Annotated in this window: 15 protein-coding genes and 2 pseudogenes; 10 read left to right on the forward strand and 7 right to left on the reverse strand. The window is 57.7% G+C overall.

Translation table 11 applies throughout. From position 1 onward, the window contains the following. The first annotated feature begins 336 nt into the window (after positions 1-336). Positions 337-621: a hypothetical protein gene (locus tag FN060_RS19855; protein WP_142589712.1), complete on the forward strand. Its 285-nt coding sequence runs from the start codon at positions 337-339 to the stop codon at positions 619-621. 62 nt (positions 622-683) lie between these two features. Then, entirely contained in the window at positions 684-1,943 is a 1,260-nt protein-coding gene (locus tag FN060_RS19860; protein WP_142589713.1) for a hypothetical protein, read from the forward strand. A gap of 41 nt (positions 1,944-1,984) precedes the next feature. Here FN060_RS19860 and FN060_RS19865 read toward each other — a convergent pair whose 3' ends face one another. Together FN060_RS19865 and FN060_RS19870 are read right to left on the reverse strand one after the other, a co-directional pair. After that, a complete protein-coding gene (locus FN060_RS19865) occupies positions 1,985-4,468 on the reverse strand; it encodes an NAD-dependent epimerase/dehydratase family protein (RefSeq protein ID WP_142589714.1) in 2,484 nt (827 codons plus the stop codon). A gap of 59 nt (positions 4,469-4,527) precedes the next feature. Next, positions 4,528-5,043: a YqhA family protein gene (locus tag FN060_RS19870; RefSeq protein ID WP_183950056.1), complete on the reverse strand. Its 516-nt coding sequence runs from the start codon at positions 5,041-5,043 to the stop codon at positions 4,528-4,530. A gap of 269 nt (positions 5,044-5,312) precedes the next feature. Between FN060_RS19870 and FN060_RS19875 the strand changes: the two genes are divergently transcribed. The 3 genes from FN060_RS19875 to FN060_RS19885 are packed head-to-tail and all read left to right on the forward strand — an operon-like array spanning position 5,313 to position 7,271. Beyond that, positions 5,313-6,296 (forward strand): TerC family protein, encoded by a 984-nt coding sequence (locus FN060_RS19875; protein ID WP_142589716.1) that lies wholly within the window; start codon positions 5,313-5,315, stop codon positions 6,294-6,296. Positions 6,297-6,340: 44 nt separating this feature from the next. Beyond that, a complete protein-coding gene (locus FN060_RS19880; protein WP_142589717.1) occupies positions 6,341-6,643 on the forward strand; it encodes a hypothetical protein in 303 nt (100 codons plus the stop codon). Then, positions 6,636-7,271, forward strand: coding sequence for an exopolysaccharide biosynthesis protein (locus tag FN060_RS19885; protein WP_142589718.1), 636 nt, complete (start codon positions 6,636-6,638; stop codon positions 7,269-7,271). The genes FN060_RS19880 and FN060_RS19885 overlap by 8 nt, the downstream gene beginning before the upstream one ends. A 1-nt stretch (position 7,272) precedes the next feature. On the opposite strand, the gene FN060_RS19890 is transcribed toward FN060_RS19885, so the two are convergent. The 3 genes from FN060_RS19890 to FN060_RS19900 form a co-directional block, all read right to left on the reverse strand. Further along, positions 7,273-8,388 (reverse strand): S1C family serine protease, encoded by a 1,116-nt coding sequence (locus FN060_RS19890; RefSeq protein ID WP_142589719.1) that lies wholly within the window; start codon positions 8,386-8,388, stop codon positions 7,273-7,275. A 175-nt stretch (positions 8,389-8,563) separates the two neighbouring features. Continuing rightward, positions 8,564-8,977, reverse strand: coding sequence for a GFA family protein (locus FN060_RS19895; RefSeq protein WP_142589720.1), 414 nt, complete (start codon positions 8,975-8,977; stop codon positions 8,564-8,566). Between the two features lie 114 nt (positions 8,978-9,091). Then, positions 9,092-9,973, reverse strand: coding sequence for a LysR family transcriptional regulator (locus tag FN060_RS19900; protein ID WP_142589721.1), 882 nt, complete (start codon positions 9,971-9,973; stop codon positions 9,092-9,094). A gap of 123 nt (positions 9,974-10,096) precedes the next feature. On the opposite strand from FN060_RS19900, the gene FN060_RS19905 reads away from it, so the two are divergent. From FN060_RS19905 to FN060_RS19915, 3 genes and pseudogenes are all read left to right on the forward strand, one after another. Further along, on the forward strand, positions 10,097-11,680 hold the full coding sequence (locus tag FN060_RS19905; protein ID WP_142589722.1) for a proton-conducting transporter transmembrane domain-containing protein: 1,584 nt from the start codon (positions 10,097-10,099) through the stop codon (positions 11,678-11,680). Positions 11,681-11,684: 4 nt separating this feature from the next. Then, entirely contained in the window at positions 11,685-14,111 is a 2,427-nt protein-coding gene (locus FN060_RS19910; protein WP_142589723.1) for a YbcC family protein, read from the forward strand. A gap of 191 nt (positions 14,112-14,302) precedes the next feature. Next, positions 14,303-14,407, forward strand: a pseudogene (locus FN060_RS19915) (transposase); the annotation flags it as partial. Between the two features lie 108 nt (positions 14,408-14,515). Here FN060_RS19915 and FN060_RS23475 read toward each other — a convergent pair. Beyond that, positions 14,516-14,923, reverse strand: a pseudogene (locus FN060_RS23475) (HigA family addiction module antitoxin); the annotation flags it as partial. 27 nt (positions 14,924-14,950) lie between these two features. On the opposite strand from FN060_RS23475, the gene FN060_RS19925 reads away from it, so the two are divergent. After that, positions 14,951-15,634, forward strand: a complete 684-nt coding sequence (locus FN060_RS19925) for an SOS response-associated peptidase (protein ID WP_142589724.1) — start codon at positions 14,951-14,953, stop codon at positions 15,632-15,634. Between the two features lie 24 nt (positions 15,635-15,658). Then, a complete protein-coding gene (locus FN060_RS19930) occupies positions 15,659-15,958 on the forward strand; it encodes an I78 family peptidase inhibitor (protein ID WP_142589725.1) in 300 nt (99 codons plus the stop codon). A gap of 415 nt (positions 15,959-16,373) precedes the next feature. Here the strand turns inward: FN060_RS19930 and FN060_RS19935 are convergent. Further along, positions 16,374-17,387, reverse strand: a 1,014-nt coding sequence (locus FN060_RS19935; protein WP_185929079.1) for an ISKra4 family transposase, incomplete at its 5' end; no start/stop codon positions are given.

Genomic DNA, 17,387 nt, shown 5'->3' on the forward strand with positions numbered 1-17,387 from the left:
AAGCTTGCCAGAAACTTCCTCTCCGCAGTCGCCTTGGCCACCCTCGTCGCGTTCTGGCTATGATTGAGTCTAAACCCTAGTCTCTCTCGCGCGCACAATTCCGAAGTCCAAACTCGTCTGCCAATCACCCAACTGCCTTGAAAAAGCCAGCAGGTGATTGCCGCGCGGCGTGGTCAAGAGCGAGATCAGATGAGAGTAATAGTAAAAAGCTATCAGTGTTATTTATACAATGAATTTGAACTATTGCCCGCGTGTTGGCATCTTGATTGCGTGAAGCCACCAACCACCGGCGAGGCGCCGATCGGATCTCGGTAGGTCAAACCCAAAGAGGACGACATGGACTACGTCAGTTCAAGACGGCACAAACTCGAGCGGAAACTTCGCCGTGGCGGTCTCGCGCTGATTTTGGCCTGGTCTCTCATTGCTATCGCAATATTTGGCGCCAAGGTGGCGCTGGCCGAACGCTTGCTCAATGTTTCAGCGGGTGGCGGTTGGGTGGGTTGGACCGGTAACTTCCTCGCGCAGTCGGCTGCGCCGACGATCCTCATTGTTTGGCTAGCCGGTGTGTGTGCGATTGCAATGCTTTGGGCTGTTATGAAGCGAACCCTCAGTCTTCGATGACATTAGCTGAACGCTTTAGCGCGTTCGCAGGATGCCCGTCACCCCAACTCAAGGAGACTTAAATGTACACGGAAAACCATGATAACAATGAAGTCGTCTATGCCGGCTCCGCAGGTGATGATATGCCGTCGGATGCACGGGTAAAGGAGAGCTTTGATCTCGAGCTCGTTAAAGTCGGCCTACCCTCTTATGTCGATCACTACAGCCGCGGCGTTCAGCGTCACCCACAAGTTGTCGCCGACAACGGTACCTTCATTGTCGCGTGGACAGATGATGTTTTGCCGCAATGCGAAATCGGTGGTCCAGACATCCGTGCAAAGAAGCTTGCTTCTGATGCCAGTGACCTCGGCGAGGCCGCCAAGGTTAACACGGAAACGATTGATCATCAACGCGACCCATCGCTGGCAGTTCTCACAGATGGCAAAGTGATTATTGCCTGGCAGGATTTCAGTGGACGAGGGGGCGACCCTTGCTCTGGCGCAATCAAGGCTCAGGTGTTTGATCCCCATGGGATTAAGATTGGCGCAGAGTTCCTTGTGAACAGCACAACTGAGGGACGGCAGTCCAAGGTCACGCTGGCGCCGCATTCGAACGGCGGGTTTGTTGCGACTTGGCTGTGTGAAAGCCGCGGCAATCTTTTTGTACGCGCTCAATCCTTTGACGAGCACGCCGACCGTGTCGGCGATGAGATAACGGTATGCTCGCGTGCGGCCCCGGTGCGAGCAAAGATTTGCGCGCTACCCGACGAAGGCTTTGCAGTCCTCTACAAGGAACTTGCGCATACCCACGGATCTCCGCGCGGCTCTACCAGATTGTTTGTTAGACACAGTGAGAAAGGTCATCTTGTTGAGACGGACATTCTGCTTTCGGCAGATGCCTCGGCTACGGGACCTCTGGGTCTTGCGGACCTAGCCAACGGATCTCTTATCGCAATCTGGATCGAGTCCACCGGCCACAAGAACATTGGAAGTTTGATGGCGTCCATTGTTGATGCTGATGGTGTCTTCGGTGAGCCTATTGTGGTGGCAGAGGCGTGCGACGTGCGCGCGCAAATGTCGCTTGCCAGATCGGGTGGCAACCTCCTTCTCTTGGCGACGGCCGAAACCGTGGGTGAGCTGAAGACTATTCGCATCATCGCCTTCGACACTGCCCGTGGGATAACCCGCAGCGATACCGTACTGCACCGGACGCACGCCCACTCTGCATTCCCGGCGATCGCAACCCTTCCGGACAACGACCATATGGTCGTGTGGGAAGTGGGGGAAACCATTGGTCAGGAAGATTGGATCTGGATCAAGGCCCAGCGCTTCCGTTACAAGTAATCAGGTTGTCTGAAAGCGGTGTCCTTACGACACCGCTTTCTTTACTTGGTCATGCTGACCCAGGTCCCGTAAGTCTCACGAACCGTGCCGCGTCGGATTGAAAGCAGAATGAGAGCCAGACCGGCGACAACGCTGAACGCCACCGATACCGTTTCTGCAGGGTAGTAAAACGGCACGGTGCAAAGTGCAGCGCCTAGAAGCCCGACGACATACCGAAACTTGCGGGCAACCTCCGCCGCAGCGATTGATACCGACGCCAGCACAAGCGACCCTATGACGTGGTGAGCGTTGAAGATCGCTTCTTCTGTTATGAATAAGCGTGAGCACATCAGCGCCAAGCCGATGATGGCAGCGAGAGCTAGGTTCCACGGAAGGTTGACCCCGCCGCCGAAGGTATTTTTCAAGATCGTAGCGGCTGGCGCGTCGAACTCATCTTTCTCGTCCTGATGAAAGGCAGAACTGTCTGTCCTAACATCTGTGTCGCCCACGAAGAGAACGCGAAGCCAATTTTGTCCTGCCTGTCTCCGGCGGCGAAGGAATTGCAGCGTGGCAATTAGTTCGTCCAGCGAATACGGGATTTGGATTAGGATCATCATCGCCCCGAACAGGGCGATCGTACTCCAGGTCCCGATGACAATGGGTTGGATGATGATGAAGAAGATCGATGTCACGCCGAGCGGCGCGATCATCAGCCCGAACAGGATGACAAGCCACGGCATCGTGCGCCACCTGGTCCTAGAGCCGATCACACCGGTAAGAATCTCGAGCAGGTAAGTGTAACCGCCGACCGCTGCGTCAGAAACCGGCCATGCCTTAGCCACCGAGGACATGATGATTTCCTCTGTGCCGTTGCGGGGATCGGTGGCAGAGCCCTGGAAAAACGGTTCCCAGACCGAGGGTATGTGGCCGAGCTGGTAGGCTGCGAGATACCGCGAAATATAGACCCCGGTGATGGCCATGAGGATAATCGGCAAACGCTGTGTCCAAGCGGACGGGTTATAAGTCCATCCAGGTGGAATGATTGGACCTGTCATGGCCGCAGCCGCGGATGGTCCAGGTTCCGGCTTAAGACACACCGCAAGTCCGAAGATCAGAGCGCCGACAAGTGTGTCCGACAGATATGCCGCAGAGTTCGTTGTCCAGAAGAGAAAAGGGACGGCCATGACAAGGGTGCCAATGGCGGCGCATACCCACCGCGCCCACTGTATCCGCACCGATAGTGCAAGCGTTGCGAAGAGCATCAATGTCGCACCAAGGACAAATTCTGCCTGACGTAGAGATGGTTCGGTGACATTGATTAGAATTGGTTGTGTGACGAGCCAGCTGCCCAAACCGATGTTCGTGAAATGTGCCCAGCGATTGCGGCTATGTTCCTCCTGAAACTGCGCCACATGGCGAGTGCGTAGATCGTCGGCATTCTCTCCAGCCAGCGTTGCGTCCCGAACCCATGCCGGTATTGGTAGCCCATTGTCCCTGTACCAGGTTGCCGGATCGCGCTTCAAAGTGGCGACGATCTGATGAAGTTCGTCACGAAGCCTGTGTTTAGGTTCCCAATTCAGAAGTTCGCGCGCGCGTCGCGTATCGAGAGCGAAGTGGTCGTCTGCGAGTTCGACCATAAACGGCCTGATAAAGGGCGCGACTCCCTCATCAATAATGTCAGGGATTGCTGGCTCGAGTTTACCCTGCGCCCATGTTCCGAACGCAGCGATCGACTTTGGGATCTCGATAGTCGGCCAGTCTTCAACGCCGTGAATGATGAGGCCTAGTTCATCCTGAAGAGCATCATATCCAAGCGCATCGGCTTCTCCGATGAGCAGTTCACTGTCTACCGGTAAACGGGCACGACGCTTTACGGTTTCTCTGATCGAGTCGAGCAAATCGTCCCGGTGGACCATGGATTGCCCGACGAGCGTGCTGCCCGCGTAGAAGTAGCTTTGAAAATCGCGCTCATAGACGCGTGCGATTTGGTGCGCGAGCGTGGGAACGAGCCATCGGTCGTCGTAAACACCGGCAATGCGCAGGATCACGTAGGGAATGTGCCCATGCTCGCTTCGAACGACCTCTTCAGCCCGGGCCTTGGATGCAGGGTAGGCCCATTTCGGCTCGATCGATTGAGTTTCGTCGATGCGTTCCCCTGGGCGACAGGGTTTGTGAACCAACATCGTACTCGCATACACGAACTGTTCGACCTCAAACGACTGCAAAGCCTTAAGAAAGTGCCGCGTTCCCTCGACATTGACATCCGTGTAGAGCGGGTGGTCCTCGCCTGAAAAATCGAAATAGGCGACCAAGTGGATGACACTCGCAATCCGCGAACCATACTTTTCTTTGACGTTCCTCAACGCAAGCTGAACCGATTCCTCTGACGCAAGATCAACGCGGAAGCTTGGGAAAGATGAATCACCGGGACTGCGGTCCAGACCGACGACCCGGTAGTCAGCGGACATCATCGCTGCGATCGATCGTCCAAGATTGCCCGTCGCCCCAGTAATTAGCACAATGGGTTTTTCGGCAGTGTGGTCCATGGCTCCCCCTGAAGACTATTTCAAATTGCTCTAACCGGCAGGCGCAAAAAGACCTATTGCTAATGGTCTGCGCGAGAAAATCTTTCCATTGCGACGCTTGCGGTCACGAAAAGGACAAATGCTCCAGCGGTCCAGGCGATACCGCTGCCTTGGAGGTTACCGCCTTCGACAATTCGCTCGAGCAGGTACACCCCGCATATCGCAGCGACTGAAGCCATGAGTCGGTGCTTCAAAATAGTGAAGCCGACGCGACTGCCCCATTGAAGGCGCTCTTTGCGCTCTGCGTGACCATCCAGTCGCGACACGAACCCTTCATAGCTGCTGAACACCACCATGAGCAAAAGGCTGGCGATAAGGACCAACTCTATGAGCGAGAGACTTGAAACGATCACCTGCTTTACGCTGAGGTGAAAAACATCACTCACCGTCGAAGCTGTCATCTGCAAGGATTTTGCCAGAAGGGCAATGACTGTAAGCAACAGTCCGATATGAAAAGGAACTAGCAGCCACCTGCTGCCATAGATGGCGGTTTCTATTGCGCGTTCGGCAAGTCCAGCTTTCGACTGGGAAGGCACATCCTGTGAAATGGTATGCTCCTTGAAGACTGATTGATGTTGCGCATCACTAACATGTGCCCGTCATCACAAATTTTGTCAACGATGACCCGCTACGTTCCCCGATAGTTGCAGACTATGAGAAGCATTGTAATAAACAATTTGAACTATTGAGTTCGGCATAATATCTCAGATCAATGACCCGCTGGTCCGGGCCCCTCTGGCAAGAGCATCGGCTCTCTTGCGATGTCGGACCTCATTCCGACATTCGTGCCGATAGAGGAATTGCTTTGGAAACTTCATTTCTGTTTGCCGACTGGCTTGGCACACCACTGTGGATGTGGCTCGGCTTCCTTGGCCTGGTCATCGCCATTTTGTCTTTCGACCTTGGCGTGTTGCATAAGGAAAACAAGGAAATTGGTGTCGCGGAAAGCGTCAAGCTTTCCGCGCTCTACATTGCATTGGGCTTAAGCTTTGGAGCCTGGGTGTGGTGGTATCTGGGCTCCGAGTCCGGCCTTGCCTATCTAACCGGCTTCGTCGTTGAAAAGACGCTTGCTCTTGACAACGTGTTTGTCATCGCCCTGATCTTCTCGTTCTTCGCTGTTCCACGTCTCTATCAGCACCGTGTCCTGTTCTGGGGTATTCTCGGCGTCATTGTTCTGCGTGCGATCATGATTGGCGTGGGCGCCACGCTCGTCGCTGAATTTTCCTGGCTGCTGTACATCTTCGCCGCGTTTCTCATTGTTACTGGCATCAAGATGCTGTTCGTCAAAGACGCCGAACCGGATGTCTCAAACAACGTGCTTGTTCGGTTCATGCGAAACCGGTTCAATGTGACCGATGGTCATCACGGCGAGAAGTTTTTTGTCAAGCAGGTCAATCCGGCCACGGGCAAACTCACCTGGTTCATTACGCCACTTTTCATGGCGCTGGTGATGGTGGAAGTCGCAGACGTGATCTTTGCAGTGGACTCTGTACCTGCAATTTTCGCGATCACGACCGATCCGTTCATCGTCTACACCTCGAACATTTTTGCCATCCTCGGTCTGCGCGCCCTCTACTTTGCGCTTGCTGCGATGATCCACCGCTTCAAGTACCTGAAACCCGCGCTGGCGCTCGTTCTAGTCTTTATTGGCTCGAAGATTTTTGTGGCCGATCTCCTTGGCCTTGAAAAATTCCCGGCGGCGTTCTCGCTCGGCATCACCTTCGCGATCATTGCCTCCGGTGTGGCGTGGAGCCTTATCAAAACCCGCGAGACAGGAAAGGCCGCTTAACCGCGGCCGACCTACAACCCCGTTAACTCGAAAAGGAACTCTCCATGCTATCCGATCTGGTAAGCCACCTGATTGCTATCACCGTCGTCGATCCCATGCAGGCTGAAATGCAGGAAAAGCTCAAACAAGCGCGCGCCCCCGTTGAGATCGTTCAGCAGTCTCAAGCTTGTATCGCGTCCCAGGGCCCGAAGTTGCTTGAGCGGGCATCAAACGACTGGGGTTGGGCAGTCGGGACTACGGTCACCGTCCTCGTCGGGGCAACGTCTCCGGTTGATCTTCTCGATGCGAGCGCTTCCGAATGCAGCGCCTTGATCGACGTGTTGAAGGCGTCCGAGGGCGATGCTTAAGCACAGTGGCGCTGCATTGACGGCAACCTTTCGGCCTCGGTCAGGCGGTGGTGCATCTGAAAACCTTGTCAGCATGCTTGACCCACCTGCAGGTGCAAAACAAACGATCGGAGCACTTCTCCGGTCGTTTGGCCCGGCATCTACCGGCTTCGTCCTGATAATGGCTGCACTTCCCGCAATCGCTCCGGTGCCCGGCCCGTTTGGGATTGTGTTTGGGACTGTGCTTTCGCTCATTGCTCTCCAACTGATGCTTGGCCGTACGCGCTTGTGGTTGCCTGCCGTTTTAGAGCGCTACGAAACTCCTCCAGGACTGTTGCGCATTATCGTAAAGACATCTGGTTGGACGCTTACCTGCCTTGAGGGGATTGCCTGCAAGGGGCGGTTGAAACTGCTTACGGGGAAAGTCGCGCGCTCTGTCATGGGCGTACTTATTTTCTTCCTCGCGATCCTGATCGTATTGCCCATCCCTCTCGGCAACATTCTTCCGGTTATTTCAATCTTGATCCTTGCCGTCTCTTTGATTGAACGCGATGGCCTTCTGGCCATTCTCGGCTTTCTCGTCGGTATCACCACAATAGGTTTGATGTTCATTATGGCTCATCACATCGTTTCGTTTCTCCTTCATTAACCTACCGCGGCGGCGACCGCGATAGGCCTTTGGAGACAGTGATTTGCTGTCTTCGTCCCTCCCGAACAACAAGAAGAGTAGTGTCCGCCGTGGCAAGATTGCCCAGCGCGGTTTGCATTTCCTCATATGATCGGACGGCACGGTTGCCAACGGCCACGATAACGTCGCCAAGTATCAAACTTCCCGTTTCTGATCGCCGCGTCGGCCGTATTCCAATCCTCTCTGCTGACGAGCCTGGGGTGACCTCCAAGACTAAGACGCCTTCGAGGTCGAGCTGCTGAAGGATGGCTTGGCTAACCGAGTCGTCGCTGTGAATTCCAAAATCGAGGTTTCGCGGTGTTCCAGCAATTATGCTTGGCACAACTGAGCTGACGATAGCGACCGGGACGGCAAAACCGATGCCAGCGGATGCACCTGACGGGCTGTAGATTGCTGTGTTCACGCCAACAAGCCTTCCCTGCGAATCCAGCAGCGGCCCTCCGGAATTTCCGGGGTTGATTGCAGCGTCAGTTTGAATGAGGCCTTTCAAGGTCTGCCCATCTTTGGTGGGCAGCTCGCGATTCAGCGCTGAGACGATACCTGTCGTAAGCGTACGGTCCAAGCCGAAAGGATTGCCGATTGCAAGTACGTCCTGCCCCACCTTGAGGTCATCGCTCCTTCCGACCGGAATCGGCGAAGGAAATTTCCTCCCGGCGGATACCTTTAAGACTGCCAGGTCGAGCTCCGGTGCGGCTCCAACCAGTCGCGCTTTAAAGCCTTGGCCGTCACTTAACGTTACGATCGCGTCTGTAGCCTCTTCGATAACGTGATAGTTGGTAACGATGTGCCCCTCTTCATCCCAGACAAACCCAGACCCCGTTCCGTTAGGAACATTAAGCGGATTGAGCGACCAGGGATCGCGATCTCGTCGCGATGTCGTGATGAAGACAACTTTTTGACTTGCGCTTGCAAAGACTTGGATACGGCTTTGTTCTGGTGACAGATGCGCCTGATTGTCAACCGCCACTAATCGTCCGGCACTTGTCGATGTAGACCCTTGGCGCCACAAAGATCCAATAAAAAAGGTCAGGGCGGCGGTAAGCAGCAATCCTGAACCAACCCATACCGCTCTACGCATCCACTCTCCTAGATGACTGTCACCAATGATTAACGCACGTGTGAAGGGTTCACAATTGCGCTCCGTAGTGGCCACCGACCGTTTGGCCCTTTCGCATTTTCGCAAGAGGCAGAACTTTGCACAAGCACCTGATCTCAGAGTCAGAGCCGCCGGCGGTAATTCTTATACTCTCAGTTTATTCGCTCGGCTCGTGTACCTTCTGGATCTGCGATACTGAAACATGCCACCACTTGGGTCGTTTGCCACGATAGGAGTGCGAAACCGGAGCCAATTCTTCAGCGCCTGGCTTATCGAAGGCGCCCAGCAAAACAGCGATCACGAGGGCGTCATCGACGGCGCCAATCGAGCTTCCGCATACCGGACAGAAGGCCCGGTTGGAATATTCGGACGATCGAAACAGCGTTGGTGGCCCACCTGGGCCTGTCCAGGTTACGGAGCCCTTTTCAAACTCCACCCAGCATGCCGTCAAGGAGCCGGTATGTTGCCGACACATTCTGCAGGAGCAGGTATGGGGCTTTGCGGCTGGGCCGATGGCGCAAAAGCGGATCGATCCGCAAAGACAGCCGCCCTTGTAGGTCTTTGGTTTCATTGTGTGAATATCCGGACAGGTTGGCGCATCAGTTGAGGCTCTGGTTCGTCACATCTATTTTCGTCAGACGGCTTCGAGACCGTCTTTCGTGCAAACCGGCTTCGACATTGCAATTTAGCGAGCCAGAGTAGCTTCAAGCAACGGCCGTGTGAGGACATTCGGAAAGCGGCGCTTCACGGTAATAGCGTAGAAAGACTCCATCATGCCGGGCAGCGCGTCGAATTCCACCAGCGTGCCCACTTCGAGCTCACCCTTGACGACGATCGGCGGCAGAACGGCAAGGCCTGCACCTTCGCGCGCCAGCAAACGCATCATCGCCATATCGTCGACTTCGGCGGCGATCTGCAGCGTGATGTCAAGACGCGCGACGAGGGCCTCGAACTGCGAGCGCACACCGCTTTCGAGCGTCGGCAGGATCACAGGGTACTCGGTGAGAAGGTCCGAGAGTTTGGCGCCCGGTCTGCCATAGGACGGCTTACCGATAAGACTCACCCGCTGCTGGTAGACATGTTGGGCAATGAAGGGCGTAACGGAATCGTTCGTCGGCGCCTGGTTCAAAAGCACGATGTCGAGATTGAGCGCTTCCAGGGCGCCTAGAAGCTCGGCTGTACTGCCCGAGCGCAGGATCATGTCAACATCGGAGCGGCCGAGGATCGGACGCAGGAACTCCATCTGGAAGTTACGTGACAGTGTGGCGAGCGCGCCGATCCGAATGGCGCGGCGTGCTTTACCAGCTTCCTTTAGCGTCTCGACCAGCTCCTCGCCGGTGGAGAAGATGGTGTCGGCGTGATCAAGCGCGATCCGACCGGCCTCGGTCAAGTAAAGTTGCCGGCCGCGACGCTCAAAGAGGGCGTGGCCCAGACGCTCTTCAAGCTGCTTGATCTGGATGGAGAGCGCCGATTGCGACAGGTTCAGCCGCCCAGCCGCGCGCGTCAGGTTGCCGTCATGGGCAACGGCGCGGAAGTAACGGAGATGATGATAATTCAATTCTGACATCCATCTATTTTATAGAACGAATCCACAGAAACAATGAATTTTTATCGAGGTCGCCTCACTGGTACTTGCTTCGTCAGATCGCCGCTGCCTCCACACAGCAGCGCCCCAGTCCGGAGATGCCCCGTGATCCATGCTCTGCCGCTACTTGCACCGCTCCTGCTCGCCGGTGCCTCCTGCTACGCTTTCCAGGCGCCGGGTCTTCGCCCGCGCCGTGCGATCCAGATTGCAGAACTCGCTGCGCTCGGTTCGATCATCGTTGCTATTCTCTCTGGTGTCGTTCTCTATTTTCATGGGGCAGGCACGAGCCCTGCGATTGGCTACCGCTACGTCGCGCTTGCCTCGCGGCTCGACTTGGTCAGCATGGTAATGCTGCTGCTTGTCTCGTTCATCGGCTGGGCGGTCTTGCGTTATGCCGGCACCTACCTCGACGGCGAAGCGCGGCAAGGACCCTTTACCGGCTGGATGACGGCGACACTCGCCGGCGTTCTTCTGCTCGTTCAGTCTGGTACGCTGCTACAGCTCGTCGTAGGCTGGATCGCGACCAGCCTGTTCTTGCACCAACTGCTGCTTTTTTATCCGGAGCGGATTGCCTCGCAGCGGGCCGCACGCAAGAAATTTATTGTCTCGCGCACGGGTGACGTGACCCTCGTCGCCGCGGTGATCCTTATTGCCATCTCCTTTAACACGGGCGACATTTCGACCATCCTCGCAGCCGCCCGCGAAGGCGGAAGCACGCCGCTGAACATCCTTGCAGCCGCCCTCTTTGCAGTCGCGGCGCTCCTTAAGTCGGCACAGTTCCCCACCCATGGTTGGCTCACCGAAGTCATGGAAACGCCAACCCCTGTCTCGGCTCTCCTGCATGCGGGTGTCGTCAATGCCGGCGGTTTCCTGCTGATCCGCTTTGCCGATGTCATGCTGCAGGCGCCGGTGGTGCTTGCGGTGCTGGTCATGGTCGGCGGCTTCACGGCGCTGTTCGGCAGTCTCGTGATGCTCACCCAGTCGGCGGTGAAGACCTCGCTCGCCTGGTCGACGGTCGCGCAGATGGGCTTCATGATCCTGCAGTGTGGCCTGGCGCTCTTCCCGATCGCGCTCCTGCACATTGTCGCCCACTCGCTTTACAAGGCGCATGCCTTCCTCGCTTCGGGTTCGGCCATCGAGACGGTCGCCTCGATCCGGCGCCCCGGTCCGGTTGCAATCCCGAATGCCAAGGCGGTGGGACGCGCCTTCCTGCTGGCGCTGGCCATCTACGCCGTCATCGGAGTGCTGTTCGGCTTTGCCGACAAGCCGCCGCAGGCACTTGCGCTCGGTGCGATCCTGATCTTCGGTGTCGCCTATCTCATCGCCCAAGGTCTGGCCGACGCCGCACCCCGGGCGCTCACATGGCGGACCTCGCTTTACTCGATCTCGGCGGCCACGGCCTACTTCGGCCTGCAGCGTATCTCCGACAAACTGATGCTCGGCACTCTGCCCGCGACGCCACAGCCCGGGCCACTCGAGTGGACGCTGATGCTGCTGGCCGTGATTACCTTCGGCGTGGTCGCCGTCGCTCAGTCGCTCTTCCCGCTCTGGGCTTATCATCCGGCGGCGGCGGGCCTGCGCGTCCATCTCGCCAACGGCCTCTATGTGAATGCCCTCTTCGATCGCCTGTTGGGTGGCTGGACGCTTCCGCGCACCACCTCCGCAACGCCTGCTTCCGTGAAGGAGTGAACCGATGACCGAGATGACCACTATCGACACCTTGCATGGCGAAGCGCTTGCCCGGGCGGCAGATCAGGCAGTGCGGGCGATCCCGCCGGCCTGGCCGCTGACGGCGACCGTTGCCGTCAATCCCTTCCTCGGCCAGATCAGCGAGACACTGGATCATACCGCAGCCCGGCTGGCCCGGATCGGTGGCGTCCGGCTGGCTCTGCCGCGCAAGCACTATGCCGACCTGTTCGCCAAGGGCGAGATCACGGACGAGGATCTGGTGGCAGCACTCCAGTCGAGCACGCTGTTCAACCAGATCGATCTGCCGGCGCTGAAGGCTGCCCTTGCCGAAGAGCCGCAGGCGGTTGCCGCGCTCCCGACCATTGCGGAGCTTGTCGCATGGGCCACGGGCAAGGACTGGCCGGGGCTGGTCTCCGAGCGGATCGGCAGCTTCGCGGCCGGGTTCTTCGATCAGGGACAGGCACTCTGGGCCGCATCCCGGCGCAACGGGCTCTATGCCGCCTGGCGCGCCTTTGCCACCCACGACCTGACACCGGAAATCTTGGAGCTAAAGGGCTTCAGCATTCATGTCGACGAAACGCCGGAGACCCCGCACGGGGCGATCGAGCGCGCAGCCGTTTCGCTTGGTCTCGGCGCCGAACCCGGTACCTATTTCCATCAGCTTCTGCTCACCGTCGGCGGCTGGGCCCAGTATGCGCGTCACATCCAGTTCAAGGCGGAGGTCGAAGGCCGTACGGACACGACGGCGCTCGAGCTGCTCGCGATCCGGCTGGTCTTCGAAGAGGCTCTTTACGCCCAGCACAAGACGGCTATCGAAAGCGAGTGGCAGCAGGTCCGGCGGAGCCATGCCGAGCCGGTCAGCCCTGATTTCGAGACCATCGTCAATGGGCTGCTCCAGATGGCGGCGGAGCGGGCAACACAACGCAAGCTCGCTGCAACGCTTGCGGCACCCTCGACGGTCAAGGTCGCCGAGTTGCGGCCCGTGTTGCAGGCGGCCTTCTGCATCGATGTACGCTCCGAAGTCTTCCGGCGTGCGCTCGAAAGCGTCGATCCGGCCGTTCGCACGCTCGGTTTTGCCGGCTTCTTCGGTCTCGGCGCCAGCCACAAGGGTTTTGCATCCGATGTTGCCGAACATCGCCTGCCGGTTCTCCTGAAGCCCTCTGTCTTCAGCTGCAGCGCCGTGGATCACGATGAGGATGCCGATCAGCAGGCGCGGTTCAGCGCCCGCGCCACCCGCGCCTGGGGCCGTTTCAAGCTGGCCGCCGTCTCCTCCTTCGCCTTCGTCGAGGCGATGGGCCCCGTTTACGCCGGCAAGCTGATGCGCGACGGTCTGGGTTTCGGCAAGGGCAAGGGACCGGATGCTGCCAAGCCACGCTTCGCGCCGAGCCTCGGTCTCGACACCCGCGCGGTGATTGCGGAAACGGTTCTGAAGGCGATGTCGCTGACGGAAGGGTTCGGCCGCTTCGTGCTGATCGCCGGCCATGGGGCGAATGTGGTCAACAACCCCTATGCCAGTGCGCTTCACTGCGGCGCCTGCGGCGGCTATGCGGGCGACGTCAACGCGCGTCTTCTGGCCGATCTGCTGAACGATCGCGCCGTGCGAGAAAAGCTGGCGGTGAACAGGATTGCCATCCCGGCCGACACCGTCTTCCTCGGTGGCCTGCATGATACCACCACCGATACGGTGACGCTGTTCGAGGACGACGTCGATAACGAAATTCTGCCCGAAGACATCGTCCGCATCCGCCAGTGGCTTGCCCAGGCGGGTGGTCTCACGCGGGCCGAGCGGGCGCGGCGTCTACCGCGGGCGACGGGTGACCGCGTCATCGAGCGCAGCCGGGACTGGTCGGAAGTCCGGCCGGAGCTCGGGCTTGCCGGTTGCCGCGCCTTCATCGCAGCACCGCGCTCGCGGACTGCCGGGCGGTCGTTGGAAGGTCAGGCCTTCCTGCACGACTATGTCTGGAAGAAGGACGAAGGCTTCAAGATCCTCGAACTCATCCTGACGGCTCCCGTCGTTGTCGCGAGCTGGATCAGCCTGCAGTATTTCGGCTCCTGCGTCGCGCCGTCGCTCTTTGGTGCCGGGAACAAGCTCCTACACAATATCGTCGGTGGTATCGGTGTCGTCGAGGGCAATGGTGGCAACATGCGGGCCGGGCTTCCCTGGCAGTCGGTTCATGACGGCGCCAACTTCGTTCACGAGCCGCTCAGGCTGACGGTTGCAGTGGAGGCGCCGACAGAGGCGATGACTGATATTCTAGACCGGCATCCCCAGGTTCGCGCCCTCTTTGATAATGGCTGGCTCACCCTCTTTGCGCTCAACCAAGATGGGCAGATGGAGTGGCGCTACAAGGGGAACTTACTTTGGACACGAAGCTCGCGTTGCACTCCGAGTATCGTCAAGCGGCCAGCGACGGAGCGGGTTCCGCGTTGACTTCTCGTGGAGAACGGGTTCATGAGCGCTCCTTCAATGCGCTTACAATTCGTTGATCGTGACCTTGCCCCCACGTTTTATCCAGTTTTGAGTTCGCTCCGGCGGTTTTGGTGCTCTGATCCCCAGAAACTGGACCGTTCATAACTGGAGTTTTCCGCGGTATTTTCCCGGCTGGGAAAAGGAGTGGAAACATGAAGGCATCGAAGTTTTCGGACGCCCAGAAGGCGTTCATTTTGAAGCAGGGCGACGATGGCTTGCCGGTGGCCGAGATCTGCCGGAAGGCAGGCATCAGCCAGTTTAAGTTTGAGATGATCTTGCTTGGATTGAATACTTCCAACCACGGAAGCAGAACTTGGCCTGGTGGGTAGTTTGGCAATTTCTATACCCGCGCTTTTCTCAGCCCTGTGGAGGTCGTAAGCACTTTGGAGGTTGAGCCAAAACTGTGCGCTTGTGCCAAACCAATGACCGAAGCGAAGGGCAGTATCTCCACTGATGTTTCTCTGCCCTTTTACAATTTGGGTCACGCGATTGGGCGGGACTTTGATCTGGCGAGAGAGTTCGGTCGGGGAAACGCCGAGTGACCGCAATTCCTCTGCGAGTATCTCGCCAGGATGAACTGCGGAGGAGACAATGTCCTTGCCATTCATAAAGAATGTCCCTTTCGTGCCATCGCTTGTTTTTTGCGTGAAGCGGAAGCCTTTGGGCGCTTCTATGAAAAAGGATGATTTACGTCTAGCGTAAATTCCGGGGATCTGGCCGTAGTGCAGCCTAATCGGAAGGTAGCTGGCTTGCTGAGGTCGCAGTTGGCGCATTTGTTATGGCATTGAAGGAATTTCTGAATGTGCGGACGGTTTACCAACACGATGACATGGGCCGAGATCCACGCCCTCTACAACATTCACGACAACACGCCTCCTCCGTCGAACATGCCGGCGCGATACAACATCGCGCCGACACAGAGCGTCTATTTTGCCGACAAGGACAAAGCTGGCGAGCTCGAAATCGACTACGGGCGCTGGTGGCTCGTGCCGTTCTTCGCCAAGGAATTGCCGAAGGCCGCGATGTTCAATGCAAGGATCGAGACCGTGGACACTTCAGGAGCATTCCGAGAGCCCTTCAAGTCGAAGCGCTGCCTCATTCCGGCTGACGGTTATTTCGAATGGACCACAAGCGAAGACGACGGAAAGAAAGACCCATGGCTGTTGCAGCTCCCCGAGGGAAAGCCTTTCTCCTTCGCGGGACTATGGGCGCATAACGACAAGCTAGGCGTCACCAGCTGCACGATCATCACTGCACCGGCCGTCGACCACATCGCTCACATTCATACGCGAATGCCCATCATGCTGGATCCGTCTGCCTATGAGACCTGGTTGGATGCCTCTGTTCAGGGTGCTGACGCGAAAGCCTTCCTTCTTGAAAACCAGATCGACAGCCAGCTTGAGTTTTACCGTGTCGGCCGCGAGGTGAATTCATCTCGCTATGACGGCAGTGACACGAAAAAGCCAATTCTGAACTCCTTGTAGGACTTGATAGCAAGGAGAGCCCCAATGAAGTCACTGCCCTATTCCGCGCCATTGATCGTCGCCGGCGTAGCTTTGGCCTTATCCGCCTGCAGCGCAGACGGAAGCACCACCTCCACGGCAGCAGCACCATGCAACGCTGAAGCCGCTCAAGCTCTCGTGGGCAAGCCCGAGCCGGCCGACGGAGAAGCCATGCAGCTGACCGGCGCGAAGACCGTTCGCCAGATCCAACCCGGCGACATGGTGACCCAGGACTTCAGAGAGGATCGGGTGACGATCGAGACTGATCCCGCGACGGGCCTGGTCACGCGGGCCACCTGCGGCTGATTTATCTGTCGCCAAAGAAAAAAAAAGGGCCAGCGGAAGCCGCGGCCCTTGAGGTGTGAAGGTCTAAGCCTCCAGAGGGGAACGATCGACGCGGCGGCTGGGAGGACCCGCTGTGTCAATTAAGATTCCATATGGGGAAGCGATATGCGGCCTGCAAGCTGCTCAATCTGCATTCCCGTTCTGACGGTCTTTCTCTTCCGGTGCGGTGCTGCGAGCTTCAGCCTGAGACAGCCGTTCCAGGAGGGAATCAATCCGATCAGCATTCTGTATCGGCTGATGCTTCACATGGGCCTGCGCTGCTGTCGGATGGCACTTAACCGTGAGAATGCAGTCGCATTAACCCGTTTTGGCAGTTAACTTGAGAATCTGCCCTGAGAAGATTTTCAGATTAACGAGACCGGTAATTTTTCTGGGGCTAGGCGGCGTGCAGTAGGGGCGTTGGTGGTTTGAATAGCGGTGGTACATTTACTTCAGGCTGTAGGAAAGATTCCCGCAATCGAGTACGGAGTTCGCCATTTGCCTCCGCAGTTCGAACCTGCATGAGCATATTCGCACCGTGGAGCGACCACCGCATCTGCTGCTTTTTCACCATCCGCTTCCCGACGAGAGAATTTACGGCCGACTCAGCGAGGGTCGTAGCAACACGGAGCCCAGCTCTGTGGCGCTTTCCATAGTCGACAATCGCACCACGGTTCGAGCGGATATAGGTCAGGAGTTGCAAGCCGAGGCTGTGCAGCCGTGCTATCGAGAACTCGTTTATCTGCGTTGATCCCTGCAGGTTCGTCAAGAGCCGCTCCAGGTCCCCGATCGCATGATCCACGCGGCCGTGCCACAAGCGCCATTTCACTGCTCTGATATCTCTGTCGATGGTTGGAAGCCCTTCTACGGGGCTGGGCCGCGATCGCGCGATGTGATTGGCAATCTGCTGCATGGGCTGGATCTTCATGGCGATGTGGAACCAGTCGATGATGTGGGTTGTCGGCTTCGGCATGGCGCGGGGCACCCGCTTGAGAACTTCTGCGCCGTCCGAAATCACCGTCACATCGCCATAGCCGCGATATCCGACTCCTTCAAGCGCCTGGAGGGCGCGGTCGCGAATTGCGTGTTGGGCGGTGCTACCGGTGACGAAGTAGCGACCACCTGGTTCGCCTCGTCCTCCGCGGTCGCATCGGGCAACGACGAGCTCGAAGCTTCGCGCTGCATTTGGGTCCGCGCTGCGTACATAAGCGGTATCGATGCTGATGACGAATTCCTTGCGGCGATCGCCCGGGAGCTGCAGCTCAAGCTGGCTACGATCATCCGCTTGAGCTCTCGCCTTCCATGTTTCCCGGGTAATCTGGTCGTCGAGTCGTTCGCCGATCCTGATGGTCCGCTTGCGCACGGTCGCGTACGTCTCGGTGGGTTCAATCGGCAGGAACTCGGCCAGCAC

This window comes from Pseudorhizobium halotolerans, assembly GCF_902153235.2.
Lineage (GTDB): Bacteria > Pseudomonadota > Alphaproteobacteria > Rhizobiales > Rhizobiaceae > Neorhizobium > Neorhizobium flavum.

Excerpts from the sequence above, each read along its gene's own strand:
- FN060_RS19890 (WP_142589719.1), bottom strand. The coding sequence starts at position 8,388 with ATGCGTAGAGCGGTATGGGTTGGTTCAGGATTGCTGCTTACCGCCGCC.
- FN060_RS19855 (WP_142589712.1), top strand. The coding sequence starts at position 337 with ATGGACTACGTCAGTTCAAGACGGCACAAACTCGAGCGGAAACTTCGC.
- FN060_RS19880 (WP_142589717.1), top strand. The coding sequence starts at position 6,341 with ATGCTATCCGATCTGGTAAGCCACCTGATTGCTATCACCGTCGTCGAT.
- FN060_RS19900 (WP_142589721.1), bottom strand. The coding sequence starts at position 9,973 with ATGTCAGAATTGAATTATCATCATCTCCGTTACTTCCGCGCCGTTGCC.
- FN060_RS19930 (WP_142589725.1), top strand. The coding sequence starts at position 15,659 with ATGAAGTCACTGCCCTATTCCGCGCCATTGATCGTCGCCGGCGTAGCT.
- FN060_RS19885 (WP_142589718.1), top strand. The coding sequence starts at position 6,636 with ATGCTTAAGCACAGTGGCGCTGCATTGACGGCAACCTTTCGGCCTCGG.
- FN060_RS19895 (WP_142589720.1), bottom strand. The coding sequence starts at position 8,977 with ATGAAACCAAAGACCTACAAGGGCGGCTGTCTTTGCGGATCGATCCGC.
- FN060_RS19865 (WP_142589714.1), bottom strand. The coding sequence starts at position 4,468 with ATGGACCACACTGCCGAAAAACCCATTGTGCTAATTACTGGGGCGACG.
- FN060_RS19925 (WP_142589724.1), top strand. The coding sequence starts at position 14,951 with ATGTGCGGACGGTTTACCAACACGATGACATGGGCCGAGATCCACGCC.
- FN060_RS19910 (WP_142589723.1), top strand. The coding sequence starts at position 11,685 with ATGACCGAGATGACCACTATCGACACCTTGCATGGCGAAGCGCTTGCC.
- FN060_RS19860 (WP_142589713.1), top strand. The coding sequence starts at position 684 with ATGTACACGGAAAACCATGATAACAATGAAGTCGTCTATGCCGGCTCC.